23 protein-coding genes are annotated in these 22,963 nt (G+C 69.6%); 18 read left to right on the top strand and 5 right to left on the bottom strand.

Translation table 11 applies throughout. The features are described from left to right. Window positions 1-118: 118 nt before the first annotated feature. From pyrR to ACFSJG_RS16920, 13 genes are all read left to right on the top strand, one after another. Window positions 119-718, top strand: a complete 600-nt coding sequence (gene pyrR / locus ACFSJG_RS16980) for a bifunctional pyr operon transcriptional regulator/uracil phosphoribosyltransferase PyrR (protein ID WP_378486395.1) — start codon at window positions 119-121, stop codon at window positions 716-718. Beyond that, window positions 715-1,662, top strand: coding sequence for an aspartate carbamoyltransferase catalytic subunit (locus tag ACFSJG_RS16975; RefSeq protein WP_378486394.1), 948 nt, complete (start codon window positions 715-717; stop codon window positions 1,660-1,662). The genes pyrR and ACFSJG_RS16975 overlap by 4 nt, the downstream gene beginning before the upstream one ends. Then, window positions 1,659-2,957, top strand: coding sequence for a dihydroorotase (locus tag ACFSJG_RS16970; RefSeq protein ID WP_378486393.1), 1,299 nt, complete (start codon window positions 1,659-1,661; stop codon window positions 2,955-2,957). The genes ACFSJG_RS16975 and ACFSJG_RS16970 overlap by 4 nt, the downstream gene beginning before the upstream one ends. Next, window positions 2,954-3,445, top strand: coding sequence for a PH-like domain-containing protein (locus ACFSJG_RS16965; RefSeq protein ID WP_378486392.1), 492 nt, complete (start codon window positions 2,954-2,956; stop codon window positions 3,443-3,445). The genes ACFSJG_RS16970 and ACFSJG_RS16965 overlap by 4 nt, the downstream gene beginning before the upstream one ends. Continuing rightward, entirely contained in the window at window positions 3,442-4,608 is a 1,167-nt protein-coding gene (carA, locus tag ACFSJG_RS16960) for a glutamine-hydrolyzing carbamoyl-phosphate synthase small subunit (RefSeq protein ID WP_378486391.1), read from the top strand. Before ACFSJG_RS16965 ends, carA begins: the two co-directional genes overlap by 4 nt. Next, window positions 4,608-7,946: a carbamoyl-phosphate synthase large subunit gene (carB, locus tag ACFSJG_RS16955; RefSeq protein ID WP_378486390.1), complete on the top strand. Its 3,339-nt coding sequence runs from the start codon at window positions 4,608-4,610 to the stop codon at window positions 7,944-7,946. The genes carA and carB overlap by 1 nt, the downstream gene beginning before the upstream one ends. Next, window positions 7,943-8,770 (top strand): orotidine-5'-phosphate decarboxylase, encoded by an 828-nt coding sequence (pyrF, locus tag ACFSJG_RS16950; RefSeq protein ID WP_378486389.1) that lies wholly within the window; start codon window positions 7,943-7,945, stop codon window positions 8,768-8,770. Before carB ends, pyrF begins: the two co-directional genes overlap by 4 nt. 126 nt (window positions 8,771-8,896) lie before the next feature. After that, window positions 8,897-9,217 carry an integration host factor, actinobacterial type gene (gene mihF / locus ACFSJG_RS16945; protein WP_007535578.1) on the top strand — a complete coding sequence of 107 codons (321 nt, stop codon included), beginning with the start codon at window positions 8,897-8,899 and terminating at the stop codon, window positions 9,215-9,217. Between the two features lie 118 nt (window positions 9,218-9,335). Next, window positions 9,336-9,884 (top strand): guanylate kinase, encoded by a 549-nt coding sequence (gmk, locus tag ACFSJG_RS16940; RefSeq protein WP_378486461.1) that lies wholly within the window; start codon window positions 9,336-9,338, stop codon window positions 9,882-9,884. 74 nt (window positions 9,885-9,958) lie between these two features. Next, complete coding sequence (gene rpoZ, locus ACFSJG_RS16935) at window positions 9,959-10,255, top strand: DNA-directed RNA polymerase subunit omega (RefSeq protein WP_050066003.1); 297 nt, start codon at window positions 9,959-9,961, stop codon at window positions 10,253-10,255. A gap of 34 nt (window positions 10,256-10,289) precedes the next feature. Next, window positions 10,290-11,591, top strand: coding sequence for a bifunctional phosphopantothenoylcysteine decarboxylase/phosphopantothenate--cysteine ligase CoaBC (coaBC, locus tag ACFSJG_RS16930; RefSeq protein WP_378486388.1), 1,302 nt, complete (start codon window positions 10,290-10,292; stop codon window positions 11,589-11,591). 114 nt (window positions 11,592-11,705) lie between these two features. Beyond that, entirely contained in the window at window positions 11,706-12,920 is a 1,215-nt protein-coding gene (metK, locus tag ACFSJG_RS16925) for a methionine adenosyltransferase (protein WP_378486387.1), read from the top strand. Between the two features lie 68 nt (window positions 12,921-12,988). Continuing rightward, the gene (locus ACFSJG_RS16920; protein ID WP_378486386.1) at window positions 12,989-15,004 is read left to right on the top strand and encodes a primosomal protein N'; all 2,016 of its coding nucleotides are present in this window, start codon (window positions 12,989-12,991) and stop codon (window positions 15,002-15,004) included. Between the two features lie 50 nt (window positions 15,005-15,054). On the opposite strand, the gene ACFSJG_RS16915 is transcribed toward ACFSJG_RS16920, so the two are convergent. Next, a complete protein-coding gene (locus ACFSJG_RS16915; RefSeq protein WP_378486385.1) occupies window positions 15,055-15,639 on the bottom strand; it encodes a hypothetical protein in 585 nt (194 codons plus the stop codon). Window positions 15,640-15,858: 219 nt separating this feature from the next. Here ACFSJG_RS16915 and ACFSJG_RS16910 point away from each other — a divergent pair, with 219 nt between their 5' ends. Both ACFSJG_RS16910 and ACFSJG_RS16905 read left to right on the top strand, forming a co-directional pair. Continuing rightward, window positions 15,859-16,551: a PadR family transcriptional regulator gene (locus tag ACFSJG_RS16910; RefSeq protein WP_378486384.1), complete on the top strand. Its 693-nt coding sequence runs from the start codon at window positions 15,859-15,861 to the stop codon at window positions 16,549-16,551. Window positions 16,552-16,608: 57 nt separating this feature from the next. Beyond that, window positions 16,609-17,595: an esterase/lipase family protein gene (locus ACFSJG_RS16905; RefSeq protein WP_378486383.1), complete on the top strand. Its 987-nt coding sequence runs from the start codon at window positions 16,609-16,611 to the stop codon at window positions 17,593-17,595. 13 nt (window positions 17,596-17,608) lie between these two features. Here ACFSJG_RS16905 and ACFSJG_RS16900 read toward each other — a convergent pair whose 3' ends face one another. Then, window positions 17,609-17,815, bottom strand: coding sequence for a hypothetical protein (locus ACFSJG_RS16900; protein WP_378486382.1), 207 nt, complete (start codon window positions 17,813-17,815; stop codon window positions 17,609-17,611). 149 nt (window positions 17,816-17,964) lie between these two features. Next, window positions 17,965-18,453, bottom strand: coding sequence for an SRPBCC family protein (locus tag ACFSJG_RS16895; RefSeq protein WP_378486381.1), 489 nt, complete (start codon window positions 18,451-18,453; stop codon window positions 17,965-17,967). 98 nt (window positions 18,454-18,551) lie between these two features. On the opposite strand from ACFSJG_RS16895, the gene def reads away from it, so the two are divergent. From def to ACFSJG_RS16880, 3 genes are read left to right on the top strand one after another with little or no spacing between them, the layout of a single operon-like run. Next, on the top strand, window positions 18,552-19,064 hold the full coding sequence (gene def, locus ACFSJG_RS16890) for a peptide deformylase (RefSeq protein WP_378486380.1): 513 nt from the start codon (window positions 18,552-18,554) through the stop codon (window positions 19,062-19,064). A gap of 1 nt (window position 19,065) precedes the next feature. Beyond that, window positions 19,066-19,998 (top strand): methionyl-tRNA formyltransferase, encoded by a 933-nt coding sequence (gene fmt, locus ACFSJG_RS16885; protein ID WP_378486379.1) that lies wholly within the window; start codon window positions 19,066-19,068, stop codon window positions 19,996-19,998. Further along, window positions 19,995-21,461, top strand: coding sequence for an RsmB/NOP family class I SAM-dependent RNA methyltransferase (locus ACFSJG_RS16880; protein WP_378486378.1), 1,467 nt, complete (start codon window positions 19,995-19,997; stop codon window positions 21,459-21,461). The genes fmt and ACFSJG_RS16880 overlap by 4 nt, the downstream gene beginning before the upstream one ends. Before the next feature lie 16 nt (window positions 21,462-21,477). Here the strand turns inward: ACFSJG_RS16880 and ACFSJG_RS16875 are convergent, their stop codons facing one another. Together ACFSJG_RS16875 and ACFSJG_RS16870 are read right to left on the bottom strand one after the other, a co-directional pair. Beyond that, complete coding sequence (locus ACFSJG_RS16875; protein WP_378486377.1) at window positions 21,478-21,831, bottom strand: VOC family protein; 354 nt, start codon at window positions 21,829-21,831, stop codon at window positions 21,478-21,480. Between the two features lie 40 nt (window positions 21,832-21,871). Further along, complete coding sequence (locus tag ACFSJG_RS16870; RefSeq protein WP_378486376.1) at window positions 21,872-22,933, bottom strand: metallophosphoesterase; 1,062 nt, start codon at window positions 22,931-22,933, stop codon at window positions 21,872-21,874. Between the last annotated feature and the right edge of the window lie 30 nt (window positions 22,934-22,963).

Raw genomic sequence — 22,963 nt, 5'->3', positions numbered from 1 at the left:
GTGGCTGTGGCTGAGGACACCCTGTGTGGGTTCGGGTCCGAGGCGCCCCCGCTGATAGTCTGAGCGGCGTCAGACATCCTTTAACGACCCGTCCAGAGAGGCGGAGAAGGAGGTCCAGTTGTCCACGCCCGAATCGTCGGCTCACACGCCTCCCGTCAGGGAGTTGCTTTCCGCTGCCGACGTCGGTCGCACGATCGCCAGGATCGCGCACCAGATCATCGAGAAGACCGCACTCGACGCGGAGACCGATCCGCCCCGTGTGGTGTTGATCGGCATCCCCACTCGCGGCACCACCCTCGCCCACCGCCTCGCGGTGAGGATCGAGGAGTTCTCGGGAGTCCGCCCTGCGGTCGGATCCCTCGACATCACGCTCTACCGAGACGACCTTCGGACCAAGCCGCACCGGCCCCTCGAACGGACCTCCGTGCCCGACGGCGGTGTCGACGGCACCCTCGTCGTCCTCGTCGACGACGTCCTGTTCTCCGGTCGTTCGGTCCGGTCCGCGCTGGACGCGCTGCGCGACCTCGGACGCCCCCGTGCCGTGCAACTGGCGGTCCTGGTGGACCGCGGGCATCGCGAGCTTCCCCTGCGTGCCGACTACGTCGGCAAGAACGTGCCGACCGCACGCAGCGAGGACGTCCAGGTGCTGCTCGAGGAGCACGACGGCGTCGACGCCGTCACCCTCAGCAGCGGAGACAACGAGGAAAACGCCCAGTGAAGCACCTGCTCTCGGTCACCGACCTCACCCCTGCGTCGGCCACCGGACTGCTCGACGAGGCCGAACGATTCCAGCAGGCGCTGCTGGGACGTGAGGTCCGCAAGCTCCCCACTCTGCGCGGCCGCACCGTGATGACCGTGTTCTTCGAGAACTCCACCCGCACCCGCGTCTCGTTCGAGGTCGCGGGCAAGTGGATGAGCGCCGACGTCATCAACGTCAGCGCGTCGAGTTCGTCGGTCAGCAAGGGGGAGTCGCTGCGCGACACCGCGCTGACCCTGCATGCGGCAGGCGCGGACGCGCTGATCGTCCGTCACCCCGCCTCCGGTGCCGCGCACCGGATCGCCGAGTGGACCGGCGACGGCAACGGCGGCGGACCGGCCGTGATCAACGCGGGCGACGGCACCCACGAGCACCCGACGCAGGCGCTGCTCGACGCACTGACCCTGCGTCAGCGACTCGGGGACATCGCGGGCAAGCGGATCCTGATCGTCGGCGACATCCTGCACAGCCGGGTCGCGCGGTCGAACGCCTTCCTGCTGTCGATGCTCGGCGCCGAGGTCGTGCTCGTCGCACCGCCGACGCTGCTCCCGGTCGGCGTGTCCGGCTGGCCGGTCACGGTGTCGCACTCGCTGGACGCCGAGCTGCCCGGCGCAGACGCGGTTCTGATGCTGCGGGTCCAGGCGGAACGGATGAACGGCGGGTTCTTCCCGTCGCCGCGCGAGTACTCGATCACCTACGGACTGAACGAGCGGCGGATGGCGCTGCTGCCGGAACACGCGGTGGTCCTGCACCCCGGTCCGATGCTGCGCGGTATGGAAATCGCGTCGGCAGTCGCCGATTCACCGAAAACTGCTGTGCTGCAGCAGGTCACGAATGGAGTTCACGTCCGTATGGCTGTCCTGTTCGGGTTGCTCGTCGGTACCGAGGCGGGGGCCGCGCTGTGAGCGTCGCAGAAGTTCTCATCACAGGTGCCCGGCTCTACGGCGAGGGCGAGCCGACGGACGTGCTCGTCCGGGACGGCGAGATCGTCGAGATCGGCACCGGCCTGACCGCCGACGACGCGACCGTGATCGACGCCGCGGGCCAGGTGCTGCTGCCCGGCTTCGTCGACATGCACACCCACCTGCGCGAGCCCGGTCGCGAGGACACCGAGACCATCGAGTCCGGTTCTGCCGCAGCCGCTCTCGGTGGCTACACCGCGGTGTTCGCGATGGCGAACACCAGTCCGGTCGCCGACTCCGTCGTGATCACGGACCACGTGTGGCGTCGCGGCCAGGAGGTCGGCCTCGTCGACGTGCACCCGGTCGGCGCGGTCACGGTCGGACTCGAGGGCAAGCAGCTCGCGGAGATGGCGACGATGGCTGCGGGCGTCGGCCAGGTGAAGATGTTCTCCGACGACGGTCACTGCGTGTACGACCCGCTGCTCATGCGGCGTGCGCTCGAGTACTCCAGCGCGCTCGGCGTGCTGATCGCGCAGCACGCGGAGGAGCCGCGGCTGACGGTCGGCGCCGTCGCCCACGAGGGCCCGACGGCCGCCCGCCTCGGTCTCGGCGGCTGGCCGCGCTCCGCGGAGGAGTCGATCGTCGCCCGGGACGCGATCCTCGCGCGTGACGCCGGCGCCCGCGTGCACATCTGCCACGCCTCGACGGCGGGCACCGTCGAACTGCTGAAGTGGGCGAAGGGCCAGGGGATCGCGATCACCGCCGAGGTCACCCCGCACCACCTGCTGCTCGACGACTCGCGCCTGGAGACCTATGACGGCGTGAACCGGGTGAACCCGCCGCTGCGGGAGCGCTCCGACGTCGAAGCGCTGCGGAAGGCGCTGTCGGACGGCACCGTCGACTGCGTCGGCACCGACCATGCCCCGCACGCCGAGCAGGACAAGTGCTGTGAGTTCTCGCAGGCCCGGCCCGGCATGCTGGGGCTGGAGACGGCCCTCGCGATCGTCGCGCAGACGATGGTCGAGCCGGGACTGCTGGACTGGCGTGGTGTCGCGAAGGTGATGAGCGAGCGGCCCGCCGAGATCGTCGGCCTGCACGACCAGGGCCGTCCGATCGCCGTCGGCGAGCCGGCGAACCTGACGCTGGTCGACCCGAACCGCGAGTGGACGGTACGCGGCCCGGAGCTGGCGTCGATCTCGAACAACACCCCGTTCGAGGCGATGACGTTCGGCGCCAAGGTCACCGCGACGCTGCTGCGCGGCCGGCCCACCGTCCTCGACGGGCAGGTGCAGCGATGAGCTGGGACCGGGTGTGGCTGACCGTCGGTTTCGCGCTGTTCTGGCTGCTGCTCGTCGCGCTGATGTTCTGGGGCTGGAAGGGGCGCGGCAAGCGCCAGCGAGACCGGGTCGGGGAACTGCCCGCGGTGCCCGCGGACCTCGGCGCCCAGCTGATCGCGCCGAGCACCGGGCTGTACGTCGGCAGCACTCTGGCCCCGAGCTGGCAGGACCGGATCGCCGTCGGCGACCTCGGTCACCGTGCGAACTGCGACCTCGCCCGCTACGAGCACGGAATCCTGATGGAGCGCGACGGTGAGTCGCCGATCTGGATTCCGCAGGAGTCGATCCGCGCGATCCGCACCGAGCGGGGACTCGCGGGCAAGGTCATGACGAAGGACGGAGTCCTGGTGATCCGGTGGGAGCTGCCCACCGGGACGGAGATCGACACCGGATTCCGCGGAGACGACAAGAGTGTGTACCCGCATTGGGTGAACGGAGAGAAAGCGTGAGCATCGTGCATGGTGGGCCCGCGGCCCTGGTCCTCGAGGACGGACGGATCTTCCGGGGCGTCGAGTTCGGCGCCGTCGGACGGACCCTCGGCGAGGCGGTGTTCTCCACCGGCATGACCGGCTACCAGGAGACCCTGACCGACCCCAGCTACCACCGCCAGATCGTGGTCGCGACCGCGCCGCAGATCGGCAACACCGGCTGGAACGGCGAGGACGGCGAGGCGCTGTCCGCGGGCGATCAGGCGTCCGGCCCGTCCAACAAGATCTGGGTCGCCGGCTACGTCGTGCGTGACCCCTCGCGCCGCACATCCAGCTGGCGCGCCACCGGGTCGCTGCAGGACGAGCTCGTCGCACAGGGCGTCGTCGGCATCGCAGGCATCGACACCCGCGCACTGGTCCGGCACCTGCGCACCCGCGGTTCGATGAAGGCGGGCGTGTTCTCCGGATCGGCGCTCGCCGACGACGCGACGATGCTCGCCGCCGTGCAGGGCCAGCCGTCGATGCTCGGCGCCGACCTCGCCCGCGAGGTCAGCACGGACTCCGGATTCGTCATCGAGCCGGCCGGCGGGGAGGCGCGCTACACGGTCGCCGCCATCGACCTCGGCATCAAGACCAACACCCCGCGGATGTTCGCGGAGCGCGGCATCCGGGTGCACGTGCTTCCGTCCACCACGAGCCTCGAGCAGATCCTCGACCTCGGCGCCGACGGCGTGTTCCTCTCGAACGGCCCGGGCGACCCGGCCACCGCGGACGGCGCCGTGCACCTGACCAAGGAGGTGCTGGGACAGGGCCTGCCGCTGTTCGGCATCTGCTTCGGCAACCAGATCCTCGGCCGCGCGCTCGGCCTGAGCACCTACAAGATGAAGTTCGGCCACCGCGGCATCAACATCCCGGTCGTCGAGCACGAGACCGGCCGCATCGCGATCACCGCGCAGAACCACGGCTTCGCGCTCGAGGGCGAGGCCGGCCAGGAGTTCGACACCCCGTTCGGTCGCGCCCAGGTGAGTCACACCTGCGCCAACGACGGTGCGGTCGAGGGTGTCCGTCTGCTCGACGGATCCGCCTTCTCCGTGCAGTACCACCCCGAGGCCGCGGCCGGGCCGCACGACGCCGCGTACCTGTTCGACCGCTTCACCAGCCTGCTCGAAGGAGCCAAGAAGTAATGCCACGCCGCACAGATCTTCAGCACATCCTGGTGATCGGCTCCGGACCGATCGTCATCGGCCAGGCCTGCGAGTTCGACTACTCGGGCACCCAGGCGTGCCGCGTACTGCGCGAGGAGGGCCTGCGGGTCTCCCTGGTCAACTCGAACCCGGCCACGATCATGACCGACCCCGAGTTCGCCGACTCGACCTACGTCGAGCCCATCACGGCGGAGTTCGTGGAGAAGGTCATCGCCCGCGAGGCGGAGAAGGGCCACAAGATCGACGCGGTCCTCGCGACCCTCGGCGGCCAGACCGCGCTCAACACCGCCGTCGCGCTGCACGAGCAGGGCATCCTCGAGAAGTACGACGTCGAGCTGATCGGCGCCGACTTCGACGCCATCCAGCGTGGCGAGGACCGGCAGAAGTTCAAGGACATCGTCGCCAAGGTCGGCGGCGAGTCCGCGCGCTCGCGGGTCTGCTTCACGATGGACGAGGTGCACGACACGGTCGCCGAGCTCGGCTACCCGGTGGTTGTGCGCCCGTCCTTCACCATGGGCGGTCTCGGTTCCGGCATGGCCTACGACATCGACGATCTCAACCGGATCGCCGGTGGTGGCCTCGCCGCGTCGCCGACTGCGAACGTGCTGATCGAGGAGTCGATCCTCGGTTGGAAGGAGTACGAGCTCGAGCTGATGCGCGACGGCCGCGACAACGTGGTCATCGTCTGCTCCATCGAGAACGTCGACCCGGTGGGCGTCCACACGGGCGACTCGGTCACGGTCGCTCCGGCGATGACCCTCACCGACCGCGAGTACCAGGAGATGCGCGACCTCTCGATCGCGATCCTGCGCGAGGTCGGCGTGGACACCGGCGGCTGCAACATCCAGTTCGCGATGGATCCGACGGACGGCCGCCTGGTCGTCATCGAGATGAACCCGCGCGTGTCCCGCTCGTCGGCGCTGGCGTCGAAGGCGACCGGCTACCCGATCGCGAAGATGGCTGCCAAGCTGGCCATCGGGTACACGCTCGACGAGATCGTCAACGACATCACGAAGGAGACGCCTGCCTGCTTCGAGCCCACGCTCGACTACGTCGTCGTCAAGGCGCCGCGCTTCGCGTTCGAGAAGTTCCCCGGTGCGGACGGCACGCTGACCACCACGATGAAGTCGGTCGGCGAGGCCATGTCCATCGGCCGCAACTTCACCGAAGCGTTCGGCAAGGTCATGCGGTCGCTGGAGACCAAGCGCGCCGGCTGGTGGACCGGACCCGAGGTCGAGGGCGAGAGCCTCGACGCCCTGCTCGAGGAGCTGAAGGTCCCGCACGACGGCCGCATGTACGGCCTGCAGAAGGCGTTCGCGCTCGGCGCCACCGTCGAGCAGCTGTTCGACGCCACGAAGATCGACCCGTGGTTCCTGGACCAGTTCCAGCAGATCCACGAGCTCGGCGAGGAGATCCGGGCCGCCGAGAACCTGGACGAGCTGACGCTGCGTCAGGCCAAGTACCACGGACTGTCCGACCGGCAGATCGCCGCGCTGCGCCCCGGCCAGTTCGCGGACGAGGACGCGGTCCGGGCGATGCGCGACGAGCTGAAGATCCACCCGGTCTACAAGACGGTCGACACCTGCGCCGCAGAGTTCGAGGCCAAGACGCCGTACCACTACTCGACGTACGAGCTCGACCCGAACGCGGAGACCGAGGTCGCCGAGCAGCGGGAGAAGCCGAAGGTCCTGATCCTCGGTTCCGGTCCGAACCGCATCGGTCAGGGCATCGAGTTCGACTACTCGTGCGTGCACGCGGCGCTGACGCTGTCCGAGGCCGGCTACGAGACCGTCATGGTCAACTGCAACCCGGAGACCGTCTCCACCGACTACGACACCGCCGATCGCCTCTACTTCGAGCCGCTGACCTTCGAGGACGTGCTCGAGGTGTACCGCGCCGAGTCGGCGTCGGGCACCGTCGCGGGCGTCATCGTGCAGCTCGGCGGTCAGACCCCGCTGGGCCTGGCCAAGCGCCTCAAGGCGGCGGGCGTCCCGATCGTCGGCACCAGCCCCGAGGCCATCGACCTCGCGGAGGACCGCGGCGAGTTCGGTCGCGTCCTCACCGAGGCCGGCCTGCCAGCGCCGAAGTTCGGCACCGCGACCACCTTCGACGGCGCACGCGAGATCGCCGCCGGCATCGGTTACCCGGTGCTGGTGCGGCCGTCGTACGTGCTCGGCGGTCGCGGCATGGAGATCGTGTACGACGAGGAGTCGCTGCAGGACTACATCTCCCGCGCCACCGAGATCTCGGACGACCGCCCGGTGCTCGTCGACCGGTTCCTCGACGACGCCGTCGAGATCGATGTCGACGCGCTCTGTGACGGCACCGAGGTGTACCTCGGCGGCGTGATGGAGCACATCGAGGAGGCCGGCATCCACTCCGGTGACTCGGCGTGCGCGCTGCCGCCGATCACGCTCGGCCGCGCCGATTTCGAGAACGTCCGCCGGTCCACCGAGGCGCTCGCGAAGGGCATCGGAGTGAAGGGCCTGCTCAACGTCCAGTACGCGCTCAAGGACGACATCCTGTACGTCCTCGAGGCCAACCCGCGCGCGTCCCGCACGGTCCCGTTCGTGTCCAAGGCCACGGCGGTGCAGCTCGCGAAGGCGTGTGCCCGGGTGATGCTCGGCGAGTCGATCGCGGACCTGCGGACGGCCGGCATCCTGCCCGAGTCCGGCGACGGCCTCGACGCGCCGATGACCGCACCGATCGCGGTCAAGGAGGCGGTGCTGCCGTTCAACCGCTTCCGGCGTGCGGACGGTACCGGGATCGACACGCTGCTGAGCCCCGAGATGAAGTCGACGGGCGAGGTCATGGGTATCGACAAGGACTTCGGTACCGCGTTCGCGAAGAGCCAGACCGCCGCCTACGGATCGCTGCCGACCAGCGGCAAGGTCTTCGTCTCCGTCGCCAACAAGGACAAGCGGTCGCTGCTGTTCCCCGTCAAGCGTCTCGCCGACCTCGGGTTCTCGATCCTCGCGACCGAGGGGACGGCCGATGTGCTGCGGCGTAACGGCATCCCGTGCGAGACCGTGCACAAGGCGTCCGGCGAGGTGCTGCCGGAGGGTGCGGTGACGATCGTCGACCAGATCAAGGCCGGTGACGTCGACATGGTGATCAACACCCCGTACGGCAACTCGGGTCCGCGCGTCGACGGCTACGAGATCCGCGCGGCCGCGGTGTCGGCGAGCATCCCGTGCATCACGACCGTCCAGGGCGCCTCGGCGGCGGTCCAGGGCATCGAGGCGGGCATTCGCGGCGACATCGGCGTCCGCTCCCTGCAGGACCTGCACGCGGTGCTGCGCGAGACGGCCTCGTGACCGAACACAGCTGGGGTCACCGGCTCCGGACCGCGGTCCGGAACCGGGGCCGGCTGTGTGTCGGCATCGACCCGCATCCGCCTCTCCTCGACGCGTGGGGCCTGCCGCGGACTGCGGACGGGGTGGCACGGTTCTCGGACATCTGCGTCGAGGCGTTCGGGGGAGAGGTCGCCGTCGTCAAACCGCAGGTGGCGTTTTTCGAGGCGTACGGCTCGGCGGGCTTCGCGGTCCTCGAGCGGACCGTCGCCGCGTTGCGGGAGGCCGGGACGCTGGTCGTCTCGGACGCCAAGCGGGGCGACATCGGATCGACGATGTCCGCGTACGCGCAGGCATGGCTGGGAGACGGCTCACCGCTCGTCTCGGACGCCGTGACGGTCTCGCCCTACCTGGGTTTCGGTGCGCTCGACCCGGCCGTCACGCTGGCCGGGGAGACCGGCAGGGGCCTTTTCGTGCTGGCTCGTACCTCCAACCCGGAGGGCGGTGGACTGCAGCAGTCGCTGACGGCCGGGGGGCCGTCGGTGGCGCAGTCGATCGTCGACGCCGCCGTCGCGCAGAACCGCGACGGCAACGACACGATCGGCCTGGTCGTCGGTGCGACGCGTGGTCACGGTCTCGATTTGTCCGAGTTCACGGGACCGATCCTCGCTCCGGGTCTCGGTGCGCAGGGCGCGACCGTGCGTGATCTCGCCGACATTTTCGAGGGTTCACGAGAACTGTTGCTGCCCAACACTTCTCGTGACGTTCTCAAGGCGGGCCCGACCGTGTCGGCGCTGCGTGCGGCGGCGCTGCGGGTCCGTGACGAGGTCGAGACCGGCCTCGCATAGCCGACGCGATTCCACCCCTCGGGGCGGGGGGTGGGTTCGCAATCGTCGCCCGGCGTGAGTACGGTCGCTATCGCCCCTGGTTATCCGGGGGTTGTAGGCATTTGCACACGACGAGACGGAGGAACCGTGGCCCTTCCCCAGTTGACCGACGAGCAGCGCGCTGCTGCTTTGGAGAAGGCGGCTGCCGCCCGTAAGGCCCGGGCTGAGCTCAAGGAGCGCCTCAAGCGCGGCGGCACGGACCTCAAGCAGGTCCTGAAGGACGCCGAAGAGGACGAGATCCTGGGCAAGATGAAGGTGTCCGCCCTGCTCGAGGCCCTGCCGAAGGTTGGCAAGGTCAAGGCGCAGGAGATCATGACCGAGCTGGAGATCGCTCCGACCCGCCGCCTGCGTGGCCTCGGCGATCGTCAGCGCAAGGCGCTGCTGGCCAGGTTCGATTTCGAGGCCTGAGTCGCACGTGGCTGACGCACACAACGTGTCAGACCGCGAGACCACTCCGCCGCGAGCGAAGGGGAGCAATTCCTCCCAGCCCGCGACGGGGGACGACGCAGTGCGGAGGGGCCGGCTGGTGGTACTGGCCGGCCCCTCCGCCGTCGGTAAGTCGACCGTCGTGCGCATGCTGCACGAACGGCTTCCCGACCTGGTCTTCAGCGTGTCTGCAACAACGAGAGATCCCCGCCCGGGTGAGGTCGACGGTCGCGACTACCGGTTCGTCACGCCCGCCGAGTTCGATCGCATGATCGACGCAGGCGAGCTGCTCGAGTGGGCCGAGATCCACGGCGGGCTGCAGCGGTCCGGTACTCCGGCCGCGCCGGTCGAGGAGGCACTGGCCGCCGGCCATCCGGTGCTGGTCGAGGTCGACCTGGCCGGAGCCCGCGCGGTGCGGGCCGCGAAGCCGGAGGCTGTGCTCGTGTTCCTCGCCCCGCCGAGCTGGGAGGAACTGGTCTCCCGGCTGACGTCCCGGGGCACCGAATCCGAGGACGTGGTAGCGCGCCGACTCGAGACCGCGCGCGTCGAACTCGACGCGAAGGACGAGTTCGACCAGGTGGTCGTGAACGTCGACGTCGACCGGGCCTGCGAAGACTTGGTATCCTTGTTGGTCGGCGACCAGCACTGACCGCCGTAGTCGCATCTAAAGACCAGTTCAGCTCGTTTTTCTCAACCGCTCGACCAACCGTAGGAGACTCGCCAGTGAGCGCAACCACCGCAGTCGCGACCGATCGTCACGGAATCCCGGCGTACGACACGCCGCTGGGTATCACCAACCCGCCGATCGACGAGCTGCTCGAGCGCACCTCCTCGAAGTACGCGCTGGTGATCTACGCGGCCAAGCGGGCGCGCCAGATCAACGACTACTACAACCAGCTCGGCGACGGCATCCTCGAGTACGTGGGCCCGCTCGTCGAGCCCGGTCTCCAGGAGAAGCCGCTCTCCATCGCGATGCGCGAGATCCACTCGGACCTGCTCGAGCACACCGAGGGCGAGTGACCCACTCCGTCTCGACTGCGAACGCCCCGATACTGTGACGTTCGTGACGGATTCGCATTCCGATACCGCCGGTTCACCACGACGCATCATCGTCGGGGTGGGCGGCGGTATCGCCGCATACAAGGCCTGTTCGATCATCCGTGGATTCACGGAAGCGGGGCATCACGTCCGGGTCGTTCCCACCGAATCGGCCCTCGAGTTCGTCGGTCGCGCCACCTTCGAGGCGCTGTCCGGCAACGCGGTGCAGACCGGAGTGTTCGCCGACGTGCCGCAGGTTCCGCACGTGCGCCTCGGGCAGGAGGCGGACCTCGTGGTCGTCGCCCCCGCCACCGCGGACCTCATGGCCCGCGCCGCACACGGTCGCGCCGACGACCTGCTCACTGCGACGCTGCTGACGGCGCGCTGCCCGGTGCTGTTCGCACCGGCGATGCACACCGAGATGTGGGAGCACCCCGCGACCGTCGACAACGTCGCGACGCTCCGCTCGCGTGGCGTGGTCGTCGTGGAACCAGCGTCCGGGCGGCTCACCGGCAAGGACACGGGCGCGGGTCGGCTTCCCGAGCCCGAGGAGATCCTCGGCCTCGCGAACCTCCTGCTCGAACGGCCCGACGGACTGCCCCGTGACCTCGAGGGCAAGCGGATCGTCGTGTCCGCGGGCGGCACCCGTGAACCCCTCGATCCGGTCCGTTTCCTCGGCAACCGCAGCTCCGGCAAGCAGGGCTACGCGATCGCGCGGCTCGCGGTCCAGCGGGGCGCCCAGGTCACGCTGATCGCCGGGTACACCGCCGAACTCGCCGATCCGGCCGCCGTCGACGTGGTCCGGGTGAAGACCGCCCAGGACATGAAGGTCGCCGTCGACAAGGTCGCCCCGAGTGCCGACGCCGTCGTCATGGCCGCCGCCGTCGCCGACTTCCGGCCCACAACTCTCGCCGCGTCCAAGATCAAGAAGGGCGCCGACGAGCCCGACGTGGTGCCACTCACCCGCAACGACGACATCCTCGCCGGCCTGGTGCAGGCCCGCCGTGACGGCTCTGTGCCCGCGGCGACCCGCATCGTCGGCTTCGCCGCCGAGACCGGCGACGCCAACGGGACCGTCCTGGACCATGCCCGCGAGAAGTTCGCCCGCAAGGGATGCGATCTGCTCGTCGTCAACGCGGTCGGCGACGGCAAGGCGTTCGAGGTCGACAGCAACGACGGCTGGCTGCTCTCGACTGACGGCTCCGAGCGGGCGCTGGCGCACGGTTCGAAGGCGCTGATGGCGAGCCGCGTCCTCGATGCGGTCGCGGGCCTGTTGTCCGACGACTCCACGGGTGCCGGGCACGCCGGAAGCTCGTAGTGTGGGTGTGACGGCGATCGCATCGCGAACGCCGTGATCCTAAGTGTTCTTATCTGCCGTACCAGGCATTAGTGTTCGTGTCCGATACATCATCAGTTGGCGAGAGGGAGATCTGTGAGCAAGTCCGGTAGTCGGCTATTCACCAGCGAGTCTGTGACCGAAGGGCACCCGGACAAGATCTGTGACGCGATCAGCGACTCCGTACTCGACGCGCTGCTCGCGCAGGATCCCCGCAGCCGTGTCGCCGTCGAGACGCTGGTGACGACCGGGCAGGTCCACGTCGCGGGTGAGGTCACCACGTCGGCGTACGCCGACATTCCGACGATCGTTCGGGAGAAGATCCTCGAGATCGGCTACGACTCGTCCGCGAAGGGCTTCGACGGCAACTCGTGCGGCGTCAACATCGCGATCGGCGCGCAGTCGCCGGAGATCGCGCAGGGCGTCGACCACTCGCACGAGGCGCGGGTCGAGGGCAGCTCGGACGACGACATCGACCGTCAGGGTGCCGGCGACCAGGGCCTGATGTTCGGGTACGCGTGCACCGACACCCCGGAGCTGATGCCGCTGCCGATCGCGCTCGCGCACCGACTCTCGCGTCGTCTCACCGAGGTCCGCAAGACCGGCGTTCTGCCGTACCTGCGTCCGGACGGCAAGACCCAGGTCACCATCGAGTACGACGGCGACAAGGCCGTCCGCCTCGACACCGTGGTCGTGTCCACGCAGCACGCCGCGGACATCGACCTCGACAACCTGCTCACCCCGGACATCCGCGAGAAGGTTCTCGGCTCGGTCCTGGCCGAGATCGAGGTTCCCACGCTGGACACGTCCGACGTGCGCCTGCTCGTCAACCCCACCGGCAAGTTCGTGCTCGGTGGACCGATGGGCGACGCCGGCCTGACCGGCCGCAAGATCATCGTCGACACCTACGGCGGCATGGCCCGCCACGGCGGTGGCGCGTTCTCCGGCAAGGATCCGTCGAAGGTGGACCGCTCGGCCGCGTACGCAATGCGCTGGGTCGCGAAGAACGCCGTCGCAGCCGGCCTCGCCGACCGCATCGAGGTCCAGGTGGCGTACGCGATCGGCAAGGCTGCACCGGTCGGCCTGTTCGTCGAGACGTTCGGCACGGAGAAGACCGATCCTGCCCGCATCCAGTCGGCGATCTCGGAGATCTTCGACCTGCGTCCGGGCGCGATCATCCGCGATCTGGACCTGCTGCGGCCGATCTACTCCAAGACCGCCGCGTACGGTCACTTCGGTCGCACCGACATCGACCTGCCGTGGGAGCACACGGACCGCGCGGAGAAGCTGCGCGCGGCTGCTGGGCTGTAATTGACCAGTCGTCCGAGCCGCCCACCGTTCACGGTGGGCGGCTCGTGTCATTCGGGCCGGTGGGCCGCGTGACTGCCGCCCGCGAGGCCGCGGCGACACTGCCGGTCGCGCGGGTGCTACCGATCCTGCAGGTGGCGCACCTGGACCGGGAGTTCGACTACCTGATCCCGCAGGAACTGGACGAGCAGGCCCGCCCTGGCGTGCGGGTGCGGATCCGGTTCTCGGGACGGCTCGTCGACGGGTTCTTGCTCGACCGCATCGAGACGAGTGAGCACCCCGGCAAGTTGGGCTGGCTCGAGCGCGTGGTGTCCGGGGAGCCGGTGCTCACCGCCGAGGTTGCGGAGTTGGTCGACGCCGTCGCCGCCCGGTACGCCGGAACGCGGGCGGACGTGCTGCGGCTCGCGGTCCCACCACGGCACGCCCGGGTGGAGGCCGAGCCGGTACCGGACCCGGCTGACGTCACCGCGGACCCTGACGTCTCGGCATGGTCCGCGTACCGCTACGGCGACAGCTTCGTGTCTGCACTGGGGGCGGGCAGGTCGCCACGCGCGGTCTGGCAGGCACTGCCGGGGGAGGAATGGCCGTCCCGGCTCGCCGAGCTCGCCGCGGTCGTGGCGCGACGCGGGAAGTCCACGGTGATCGTGGTGCCCGATCAGAAGGATCTCGACCGGGTGGCGACGGCGTGCACGGTCGTCCTCGGCGACGACCTGGTCGCCCCGCTCTCCGCGGGACTCGGGCCCGCCATGCGGTACCGGAGGTGGCTCGCGGCGCTGCGCGGCACCGCGAAGGTGGTCGTCGGCACCCGCGCCTCGGTGTTCGCGCCCGTTCCCGACCTGGGCCTGATCGTCGTCTGGGACGACGGCGACGACCTCCACGCAGAACCCCGCGCGCCTTACCCGCATGCACGAGAGGTGGCGTTGCTGCGCGCCCACGGAACCGGCGCGGCCGCGGTGATCGGGTCGCACTCGCGGACGGTCGAAGCGCAGGCGCTCGTCGACTCCGGGTGGGCGAGCGACCTCGTCGCGGATCGCCCGGTGGTCCGGTCGCGGGCGCCGCACGTGGTGGCGCTCGCCGACAGCGATCACGCGCTGGCGAGGGATCCCGGAGCGCGTGCGGCGAGGCTGCCGGGGATCGCGTTCAGCGCTGCCCGCGACGCGCTGGCGGCGGGTAACGGTGTGCTGGTTCAGGTTCCGCGCCGTGGGTACGTGCCCTCGCTCGCCTGTGGGAAGTGCCGGGCGCCCGCCCGCTGTCGGCGGTGCAACGGGCCGTTGTCGTTGCCGTCGGCGGCCGGACCCGACGGCGCGGGCACACCCAGTTGCCGCTGGTGCGGTGTCGCGGATGCGACGCATCGCTGCAACGTGTGCGGATCGCGACAGTTGCGCGCGGTGGTCGTCGGCGCGGGCCGCACCGCCGAGGAACTCGGTCGTGCGTTCCCCGGTGTCCCGGTGCGTACCTCCGGCGGGGGCGAGGTGCTGCGGGATGTCACACCCGGTGCGGCCCTCGTTGTTTCGACCGTCGGGGCGGAGCCGGTGATGGCCGGTGGCTACGGGGCCGCGCTGCTGCTCGACGGCTGGGCGCTGCTCGGGCGCGCCGACCTGCGCGCAGAGGAGGAGACGCTCCGCCGCTGGATGACCGCGGGCGCGCTGGTGCGGCCCGCAGCGGACGGTGGGCGGGTGGTGGTCGTCGCGGACTCGGGCATACCTGTGGTGCAGGCGTTGGTGCGCTGGGACCCGGTGGGGGCGGCGCAGGCCCAGCTCGCGCAGCGTGCCGAGGTGCGCTTCCCGCCGACCGTCCACATGGCCGCGGTGGACGGCACCCGAGCCGCCATCGACGCGCTGCTCAGCGCCGCGGCGTTGCCCGCGGACGTCGAACTGCTCGGCCCCGTGCCGCTGCCGCCGGGGGAGCGGCTGCCGTTCGGCGGGGAGGATCCCGAGCCCGACGAGGTCGAGCGGATGCTGGTGCGCGTGCCGCGGGAGTCCGGTGCAGCGCTGTCCCGTTCACTGAGGGAGGCGCAGGCCGGGCGGGCGGCCCGCAAGGATACGGGGCCGCTTCGCGTGCAGATCGATCCGCTGAGAATCGGCTGACGCTCGCTGCCGACGACACCGGTGGATGCCGAGTACGCGGTGATGCTCGGTCAGATTGATTCTGCACTGTTGGCCGACTCTACGAACCGGGACCAGAACGGCACACTGACGGTGATGGGTGAGAGATTCTTCCGGCCCTGACCGAGTGGGAACTCATTGGTGAGGTATTCGAGGAGGTTGGCCCCGTAATAGATGACGTCGGTCTGCCACACGGAGAAGACCGGCGATCCCGACGGGGAAGGTGCAGCAGGGGTGAAGCGGTGCCCGTAGATCGGGACGAGGCGCGGCCATGCCCCGAGCTCGCGGCGTACCGTTGCGGCCACCTGCTCCGGGGTGGAGGGCAATTCGCCCCAGGAGGCCGGCCAGAATGGCGGTGTCTGGTGGAGCGCATCCCACGTGAATCCGTCGGCGACTCGGTCCAGGCGTTTGACCAACTCGAGATCGTCGCCATTGCGCCAGTCCGGCCAGCCTTCGCCGAGCGGTAGGGCAGTCGCCAGAAGACTGCGGTGGTCGGGGTTGAAGTGAAATCCGAACCGATCGTGAAGCGAGGAAAACTCGGCATCGGTCAGACCACGGTCGAGTTCGACCCCAGCGTCGTCGAGCAGTACGACTGCTTCGCGCCCGATGTGTTCCATTCGAGGAGTCTCGCAAAGTGCACCGACCCATGTAGCCGTGGGCTGGAACCGCTCACGGTTGCCTCCTGTTCCGAAGCCGACTTTCGGTCGTCTTGTCATCGGCTCGTCGAAGTGGGCTGGTGTCGACGATCACTCTTGCTATCGACACATTGTCGATATATCGTCGAAGACGTAAACGAAAGGAGTTCGACCACGAACTCGAACCCGAAAGGACGCATCATGAAGAACCTCCACAGGAACTTCGATCACGAACACGGCCGCCGTGGGCGGCCCGGACACATGGGCAGGGCGGGTCGCCGCGAGGGCTTCGGCCCCGGCGAACACTTCGGTCCCACAGGGGGATTCGGCCCCGGTGGCGGATTCGGGCCGGGACCGCGGGGGCATCGCGGTGAGCCGGGTGACCGGGTCGGCCGTGGGCGCGGCCGAGGCGGCAGGGGCCGACGCGGTGACGTCAGAGCCGCCACACTGCTCCTGCTCGGTGAGCAGCCGATGCACGGCTACGAGCTGATTCAGCGGATCGCGGAACGCAGCAACGGCGTGTGGCGGCCCAGCCCCGGCTCTGTCTATCCCGCGCTCGCCCAACTCGAGGACGAGGGACTCGTCGTCATCGAGAAGATCGAGGGTCGCAAGACCGCGCGGCTCACCGAGGCCGGCGTCACCTACGTCGCAGAACACAAGGACGAACTCGGCAATCCGTGGGACGAGATCAGCGCGACCGTCGGCCGGCCCGCGCAGGAACTGCGTGCGCTGACGCACCAGTTGACGAGTGCGATCCGTCAGGTCGCCGTGGTGGGAACCGTCGAGCAGACGAAGGCGGCGGCCGAGGTGCTGACCGAGGCGCGCCGCGCGCTCTACCGAATCCTCGCCGACGAGGCCGGAGACACGAACACCGATTCTGACAGCGCACAGTGAATCCCCGTTCCCGTTCGAGCATGATGAACCTTGGCTGCGTCGGTCGGGGAGGACGTCATGAGGATCGGAGAAGTGGTGGGTGCCGCGCTCGCGGGAGCGGCACTGCTGGCCGCGGTGACGCCCGCGGGCGCGGCGCCGGCCACTGACGCGGGTTCGGTTGCGTCCGAAAGCGTGTCGGTGTCCGCCGTTCCGGACCTGCCGGGACCCGTTCAGGTCACCCACGCTGCCGCCTCCGACTTCGCGGATGCGCATCCGGGCAGCGTCCCGCCCGGCACCAACGACTTCGGATGCCGACCCACCGCCGAGCATCCCGATCCGGTGGTGCTGGCCCACGGCAGCGACTCCAGCGCCTACTCCGACTGGGCGGCGATCGCGCCCCGGCTGCACGACGCCGGGTACTGCGTCTTCGCCCTCGACTTCGGCGGCGCACTCGGCGCCACCACCTACGGCACCGAGGACATGTACGTCAGCGGTGATCAGGTCGCCGACTTCGTCGGTCTGGTTCTGCGCGAAACCGGCTCCGAGAAGGTCGATCTCGTGGGCTTCTCCCAGGGCGCGACGGTGACGCGCTACTTCATCAAGCTCGGGGGTGCGCCGGTCGTCGACCGCTGGGTCGGGCTCGCGTCACCCAGCTACGGCGGCATCTTCTACGGCCTCGTGCCCGCCGCGAATGCAATCCCCGGGGGTCGTGACGTGGTGAGCCTCTTCACCACCGTCGCGGTCGCCCAGCAGGCCGAGGGGTCGGATTTCCTCGCCGAGCTCAACGGCGACGGCGACACCGTTCCGGGCGTCGAGTACACGACCATCGGTACCCGGTACGACGAGATGATCCAGCCATACACCAATGTCGCGCTTCGCGGAGCGGGCGCGACGAACATCCTGATCCAGGACCGGTGCCCGCAGAACATGACCGGACACATGAACATGCCCTACGACGACTACACGATCGGACTCGTGATGCAGGCCCTCGATCCCGGTCACCCCGATCCCGTGTGCACGGACGTGCCCCTCGGGACCGGGATGGCCGGGATGATCGGTCGTTGACCGCAGGGCGAGCTCAGTCGGCGAGCGCCGCGAACCCCTGGGCCCACCGGAAGTACTTGTTGGTACCGAGATCGGCGACCGTCTTGATCCCGAAGGCCGCCGCGAGGTGTTCGGCGTCGCTCTCGCTCACCCCCTGTAGCGCGGACACGGGAGCCTTCGCGATCTCCTCGACCGACTTGCCTTCCCATTCCTTGTCGAGCTTGGTGTCCGTGCCGGCCATGTCGACCTCCGTCGGTGGTTGTCTCGGACGTGTGCGCGACCGGGGCGCGCCACGATCAAGTCTGGCAACCCCGCGCAGTGGTACGCCCCGGAGTTCGGTGAGGTTTGGTCAAACCGTTGCGTCCTCGAGACCGGCCTGCAGTCTCGGGATCACAGCGACGCCGCTCGTGGGTACCCGCGACGCACCGTTCGATCGAGTACGCCGAGTGTCGCCTTGAGTGAGCTCTCCGGGATCACGGGGAAGATGCCCGCCTCGCGCCACTGCGGATGGATGTTCGACCAGTCGTAGTACGAGGTGACAAGGGTGCCGCCGTCGGCCGGTTCGAGTCGGTAGCCGTAGACGTGGCCGATCTGCGGCCGGATCCTGCCGAGGATCGTCCACGCGATCTCCCGGTCGGGGACGAAGGTCTCGATGGTGACGGTGACGTCGTACAGGCCGAGCGGGACGTCGCCGAGCGCCTCGCGGTCCATGTGCACGACGAAGGTGTCACCCACGCCGGTGACCGGGTCACCGTCCGCATCCATGAGCATGCCGGAGGCGTCGATCGCCACGTGCCCCTGCGGGTCGCGCAGGACCGCGAACACGCGTTCCGGTGCGGCGGGCATGAGTCGCTGGACTTCGATTCTGTCGTCGGTCATGTCGCCATGCTCACACGCGCGGCCGCGCGTGGTCGGGACCTGGGCGCCACTTCCCTAGAATGAAACGGATCCGTCGTCGATTTGCCGGGAGCAGCCCTGTGAGTGTTCAGCCCGTTCGCCTGTTCGGCGATCCCGTACTGCGGACCCGAGCAGACGAGGTGGTCGACTTCGATGCGGAGCTGGAACAGCTGGTCACCGACCTGGTCGACACCATGCGCGAGCAGGGCGGCGCCGGCATCGCCGCCCCGCAGATCGGGGTGTCGCTGAGGGTGTTCGCGTACGACTGCGGCGGTGAGTTCGGCCACGTCGTGAATCCGGTCTACGAGGTCGTCGGCGACGACGAGCAGGTCGGTCCCGAGGGGTGTCTGTCGATCCCCGGCGTGCGCGCCGACATCCGACGGGCCATGACCGTCCGGGTCAGCGGTGTCGACATGCGCGGCGAGCCGGTGTCCTTCGAGTGCAGCGAGATCCTCGCCCGGTGCGTCCAGCACGAGACCGACCACCTCGACGGGGTGCTGTTCCTGTCCCGGATGGATCCGGCCGACCGAAAGGAGGCGATGCGGACCCTCCGCGAAGCCGACTGGTTCGGCGCGAACGCGGGGGTGCGCTGACATGCGGGTCGTCTTTGCCGGCACGCCCGAACCCGCCGTTCCGTCCCTCGCGCGACTGCTGGCGTCCGGCAGGCACGAGGTCGTCGCCGTCGTGACCCGCCCCGACGCCGTCGCCGGACGCGGCCGCAAGGTCACCCGGTCGCCCGTCGGGCTGTTGGCGGACGAACACGGCATCGAGGTCCTCACCCCGGCGCGGGCGTCCGACCCCGACTTCCTCTCCCGGCTCACCGAGCTCGCGCCCGACTGCGCTCCCGTCGTCGCCTACGGTGCACTGCTGCCCCGGCCCGTTCTCGACGTCCCGAAGTTCGGCTGGGTGAACCTGCACTTCTCCCTGCTGCCCGCCTGGCGTGGTGCCGCGCCGGTGCAGGCCGCAATCGCCGCGGGCGACGACATGACCGGATCAAGCGCGTTCCGGCTCGAAGAGGGGCTCGACACCGGGCCGGTGTACGGCGTGGCAACCGAGCGCATCCGCGAAACGGACACCGCGGGCGAACTGCTGGGTCGGCTCGCCGAGAGCGGAGCCTTCCTGCTCGAATCGGTCCTCGACGGCATCGAGGACGGCGCGCTGAACGCCGTACCACAGTCAGACGACGGCGTCTCGCACGCTCCGAAGGTGACCGTCGAGTCGGCGCGCATCGACTGGACGCTCCCCGCCGTGGTCGTCGACCGTCGCATCCGGTCGGTGACCCCGGCCCCCGGAGCGTGGACGCAGGTAGGTGACCTGCGGGTGAAGGTGGCGCCGGTGACCCCGGTCGCGGAACTGGACGCGGCGCTGGAACCGGGACAGTTCCTGGTGCGCAAGGACGGCTGCTACCTCGGCACCGCGACCACGCCGGTGCGACTGAGTCAGGTTCAGCCGCAAGGAAAGAAGCTCATGGCGGCAGCAGATTGGGCGCGCGGCGCGCGCCTCGACCCCGAGGTGCGTGCACAATGACCGAATCCCGTCGTCCTTCCCGCGGCGGCCCTCGCGGCGAGAATGCCGGTCGCAACTCCGGGAACCAGAACACCCGGCGGCCCAACAACCGTCCGCGTCAGGCGAAGCGGCCCGACGGTGCGGGTGTCGACAAGCCGCGGCTCGCCGCGCGCGACGTGCTCCGTGCGGTCCGGGAACGGGACTCGTACGCCAACCTGGTGCTGCCCGCGCTGCTCCGCGAACGTGGCATCGACGGCCGCGACGCGGCGCTCGCGACCGAGCTGACCTACGGTGCGTGCCGTGCACAGGGGCTGCTGGACGCGGTGATCTCCGCGGGCGCCGGCCGTCCGGTGGACGAGATCGACGGCCCGTTGCTCGACGTCCTGCGGCTCGGCGCCTACCAGCTGCTGCGCACCAGGATCGGGTCGCACGCCGCGGTCGACACCTCCGTCGATCTGGTGCGCACCGAGTTCGGCAGTGGCCGAGCCGGTTTCGTCAATGCCGTGCTGCGGCGGGTGGCGGAGAAGTCCGAGGACGAGTGGATCGCGCAGCTCGCCCCCGACGCGGTCCGCGATCCGGTGGGACATCTCTCGTTCCGGTACGCGCATCCGGTGTGGATCGCGCAGGCGTTCGCCGACGCGCTCGGTCCCGACGCCGCCGAACTCGAACAGGTCCTCGCCGCCGACGACGCCCGCCCCGCCGTCCATCTCGTCGCCCGCCCGGGGGAAATCTCGGCCGAGGAACTCGCGCTGATCACCGGCGGCGAGGAGGGGCCGTACTCGCCGTACGCCGTTCACCTCGACGGCGGTGACCCGGGCCTGCTCGAACCGGTTCGGGAGGGTCTCGCGGCGGTGCAGGACGAGGGCAGTCAGCTCGTCGCGCTCGCCCTGACCCGGGCCACGCTGCTCGGCGAGGACGGCGGCCGCTGGCTCGACCTGTGTGCCGGTCCCGGCGGCAAGGCCGCGCTGCTCGGCGCGGTCGCGGACATCGAGGGCGCCCGCGTGGACGCCGTCGAACCAGCCGAACACCGCGCCGACCTGGTGCGCAAGACCACCCGCGGACTGCCCGTCACGGTGCACGTCGCGGACGGCCGCGATCCCGGACTGGAACCGGGATACGACCGGATCCTCGTCGACGCGCCCTGCACCGGTCTCGGTGCGCTGCGCCGCCGGCCCGAGGCGCGGTGGCGCCGCAAGCCGACCGACGTCACGGAGCTGGTGAAGCTGCAGCGCGAGCTGCTCGCCTCCGCGATCTCCCTCGTGCGGCCCGGCGGCGTCGTCCTGTACTCGACCTGCTCCCCGCACCTGTCGGAGACGGTCGCGGTGGTCGCGGACGCCGTGCGTCGGCACGGCGTCGAGCCGCTCGACACCCGCGAGTTCGTGCCCGGCGTCCCGAACATCGGTGCCGGACAGGGTGTGCAGCTGTGGCCGCATCGGCACGGCACCGATGCCATGTTCATGGCGGCGGTGCGCAAGCCGGAGTAGCCGGCGCAGCGCGCGCCTAGTCGTGGTGCGCGACCACGTTGATCACCGCACCGTCGGGCGCGCGGACGAAGAATCGGCGCACACCCCACTCCTCGGTGGTCAGCGGGTGCACGATATCGACGCCCGCCGCGAGGGCTTCCTCGTAGGCGGCGTCGACGTCGTCGACGTGGATGGACATGACCGAGTCCTCCGGGGCGGTGGCGTCACCCGTGACGAGTTGGACGTGGGCACCCGTCTCGGGGTCGGTGTAGCGGGCCACCCAGCCGAGGTTGAACTCCTCCGTGCTCAGTCCGAGGAAGTCGGTGTAGAACGACTTCGCCCCGTCGATGTCGGGGACGGTCAGGTTCGTGGTGATTCGCTTCACTCGCATGACCCCGATGCTCGTCGCATTCGGGCGATGTGTCGACCGATCAGGCGAGTCGGCGGTCGAACTCCAGTGTCGAAGTGCCGGTGGGGATGTCGACGGCATGTGCCTGCAGCCGCACCGAGTTCGCCGTCAACTCCATGACCATGAACCCCACGTCGTCGAAGTTCTGGTACATGTTGGCGCGGTCGGGCGTGCCCGCCTTGCCGTGACTGTTCTTTCCCGACGCGCCCGACACGATCTGCCGGGTGCCCTTCGACTCGATCGTCGGTTCGAGCACCTGCATCGAATGATCGTGCCCCGACAGGATGAACTGACAACGGCCCACGACGTGGTCCTCGAAGAACCTCTTGGCATCGCTGCCGTTCATCGGCGGGACCGGGATGCCGTCGTACTCGCCGGCATCGCCGTGCGAGCCGTTACTCAGATAGGGGTGGTGGGTGCAGGCGACCTTCCACTGCGCCGGTGACTCGGCGATCGCACGGTCGAGCCAGGCACGCTGCTCGTTCATGAACTGGCCATTGGTCTGCCAGTAGGGCACGAACAGCGGCGGCAGGTAGGCGGCGAGCGGATTCAGGTCGAGGACGAAGAACTCGACGATCGGGTTCTCCTCCGGCACCCGCACCGAGTAGTAGCGACTCGGCATCCACCAGCGGCGCGAGCGGTGGTGGTAGCCGACCTCGTCGTCTCCGCGCAACAGCCAACCGCCGTCGCCGGGGAACACCGCGCTGTTGTCGTGGTTGCCGAGCACCATCACCCAGGGGAAATCGAGGCCGTGGTTGGGGTCCTCGAACTTCGTCGCGAACTGGTTGTCGTCGGTGCCGTTCGGTCCGGCCTCGTAGATGTTGTCGCCGAGACCGACCGCCATCGACAGGGGTTCCCTCCCGTGCAGTTCGCGGATCGCGTCGGTGACGGCCCACTGCGGCGGGGTGCCGGTGCCGGCGTCGCCGGTGACGAGCACCCGCAGGGTCCGCTCGGTGGGGAAGGGGAACTTGCCGGCCTGCGCCTGGGCTGTGCCCGCTCCGACACCCAGGGTCGGTGCGGCGGCACCGGCAACGGCTGCGCTGGCGAGGAAGTGTCGGCGGGTGATCGAGTCGAAGGTCGTCAACGTGGTCCTCGTCGGTCGCAGATGGCCTGG

Source organism: Rhodococcus gannanensis, assembly GCF_042681175.1.
Taxonomy (GTDB): domain Bacteria; phylum Actinomycetota; class Actinomycetes; order Mycobacteriales; family Mycobacteriaceae; genus Rhodococcus_G; species Rhodococcus_G gannanensis.
The sequence above is the reverse complement of the archived record's forward strand: the minus strand, read 5'-3'. Positions and strand labels throughout refer to the sequence as shown.

Coding starts and splice junctions, on each gene's coding strand:
- ACFSJG_RS16875 (WP_378486377.1), bottom strand. CDS start 21,831: ATGCGAGTGAAGCGAATCACCACGAACCTGACCGTCCCCGACATCGAC.
- ACFSJG_RS16905 (WP_378486383.1), top strand. CDS start 16,609: ATGAGGATCGGAGAAGTGGTGGGTGCCGCGCTCGCGGGAGCGGCACTG.
- ACFSJG_RS16965 (WP_378486392.1), top strand. CDS start 2,954: ATGAGCTGGGACCGGGTGTGGCTGACCGTCGGTTTCGCGCTGTTCTGG.
- ACFSJG_RS16880 (WP_378486378.1), top strand. CDS start 19,995: ATGACCGAATCCCGTCGTCCTTCCCGCGGCGGCCCTCGCGGCGAGAAT.
- ACFSJG_RS16915 (WP_378486385.1), bottom strand. CDS start 15,639: ATGGAACACATCGGGCGCGAAGCAGTCGTACTGCTCGACGACGCTGGG.
- carB (WP_378486390.1), top strand. CDS start 4,608: ATGCCACGCCGCACAGATCTTCAGCACATCCTGGTGATCGGCTCCGGA.
- fmt (WP_378486379.1), top strand. CDS start 19,066: ATGCGGGTCGTCTTTGCCGGCACGCCCGAACCCGCCGTTCCGTCCCTC.
- ACFSJG_RS16910 (WP_378486384.1), top strand. CDS start 15,859: ATGAAGAACCTCCACAGGAACTTCGATCACGAACACGGCCGCCGTGGG.
- ACFSJG_RS16895 (WP_378486381.1), bottom strand. CDS start 18,453: ATGACCGACGACAGAATCGAAGTCCAGCGACTCATGCCCGCCGCACCG.
- ACFSJG_RS16900 (WP_378486382.1), bottom strand. CDS start 17,815: ATGGCCGGCACGGACACCAAGCTCGACAAGGAATGGGAAGGCAAGTCG.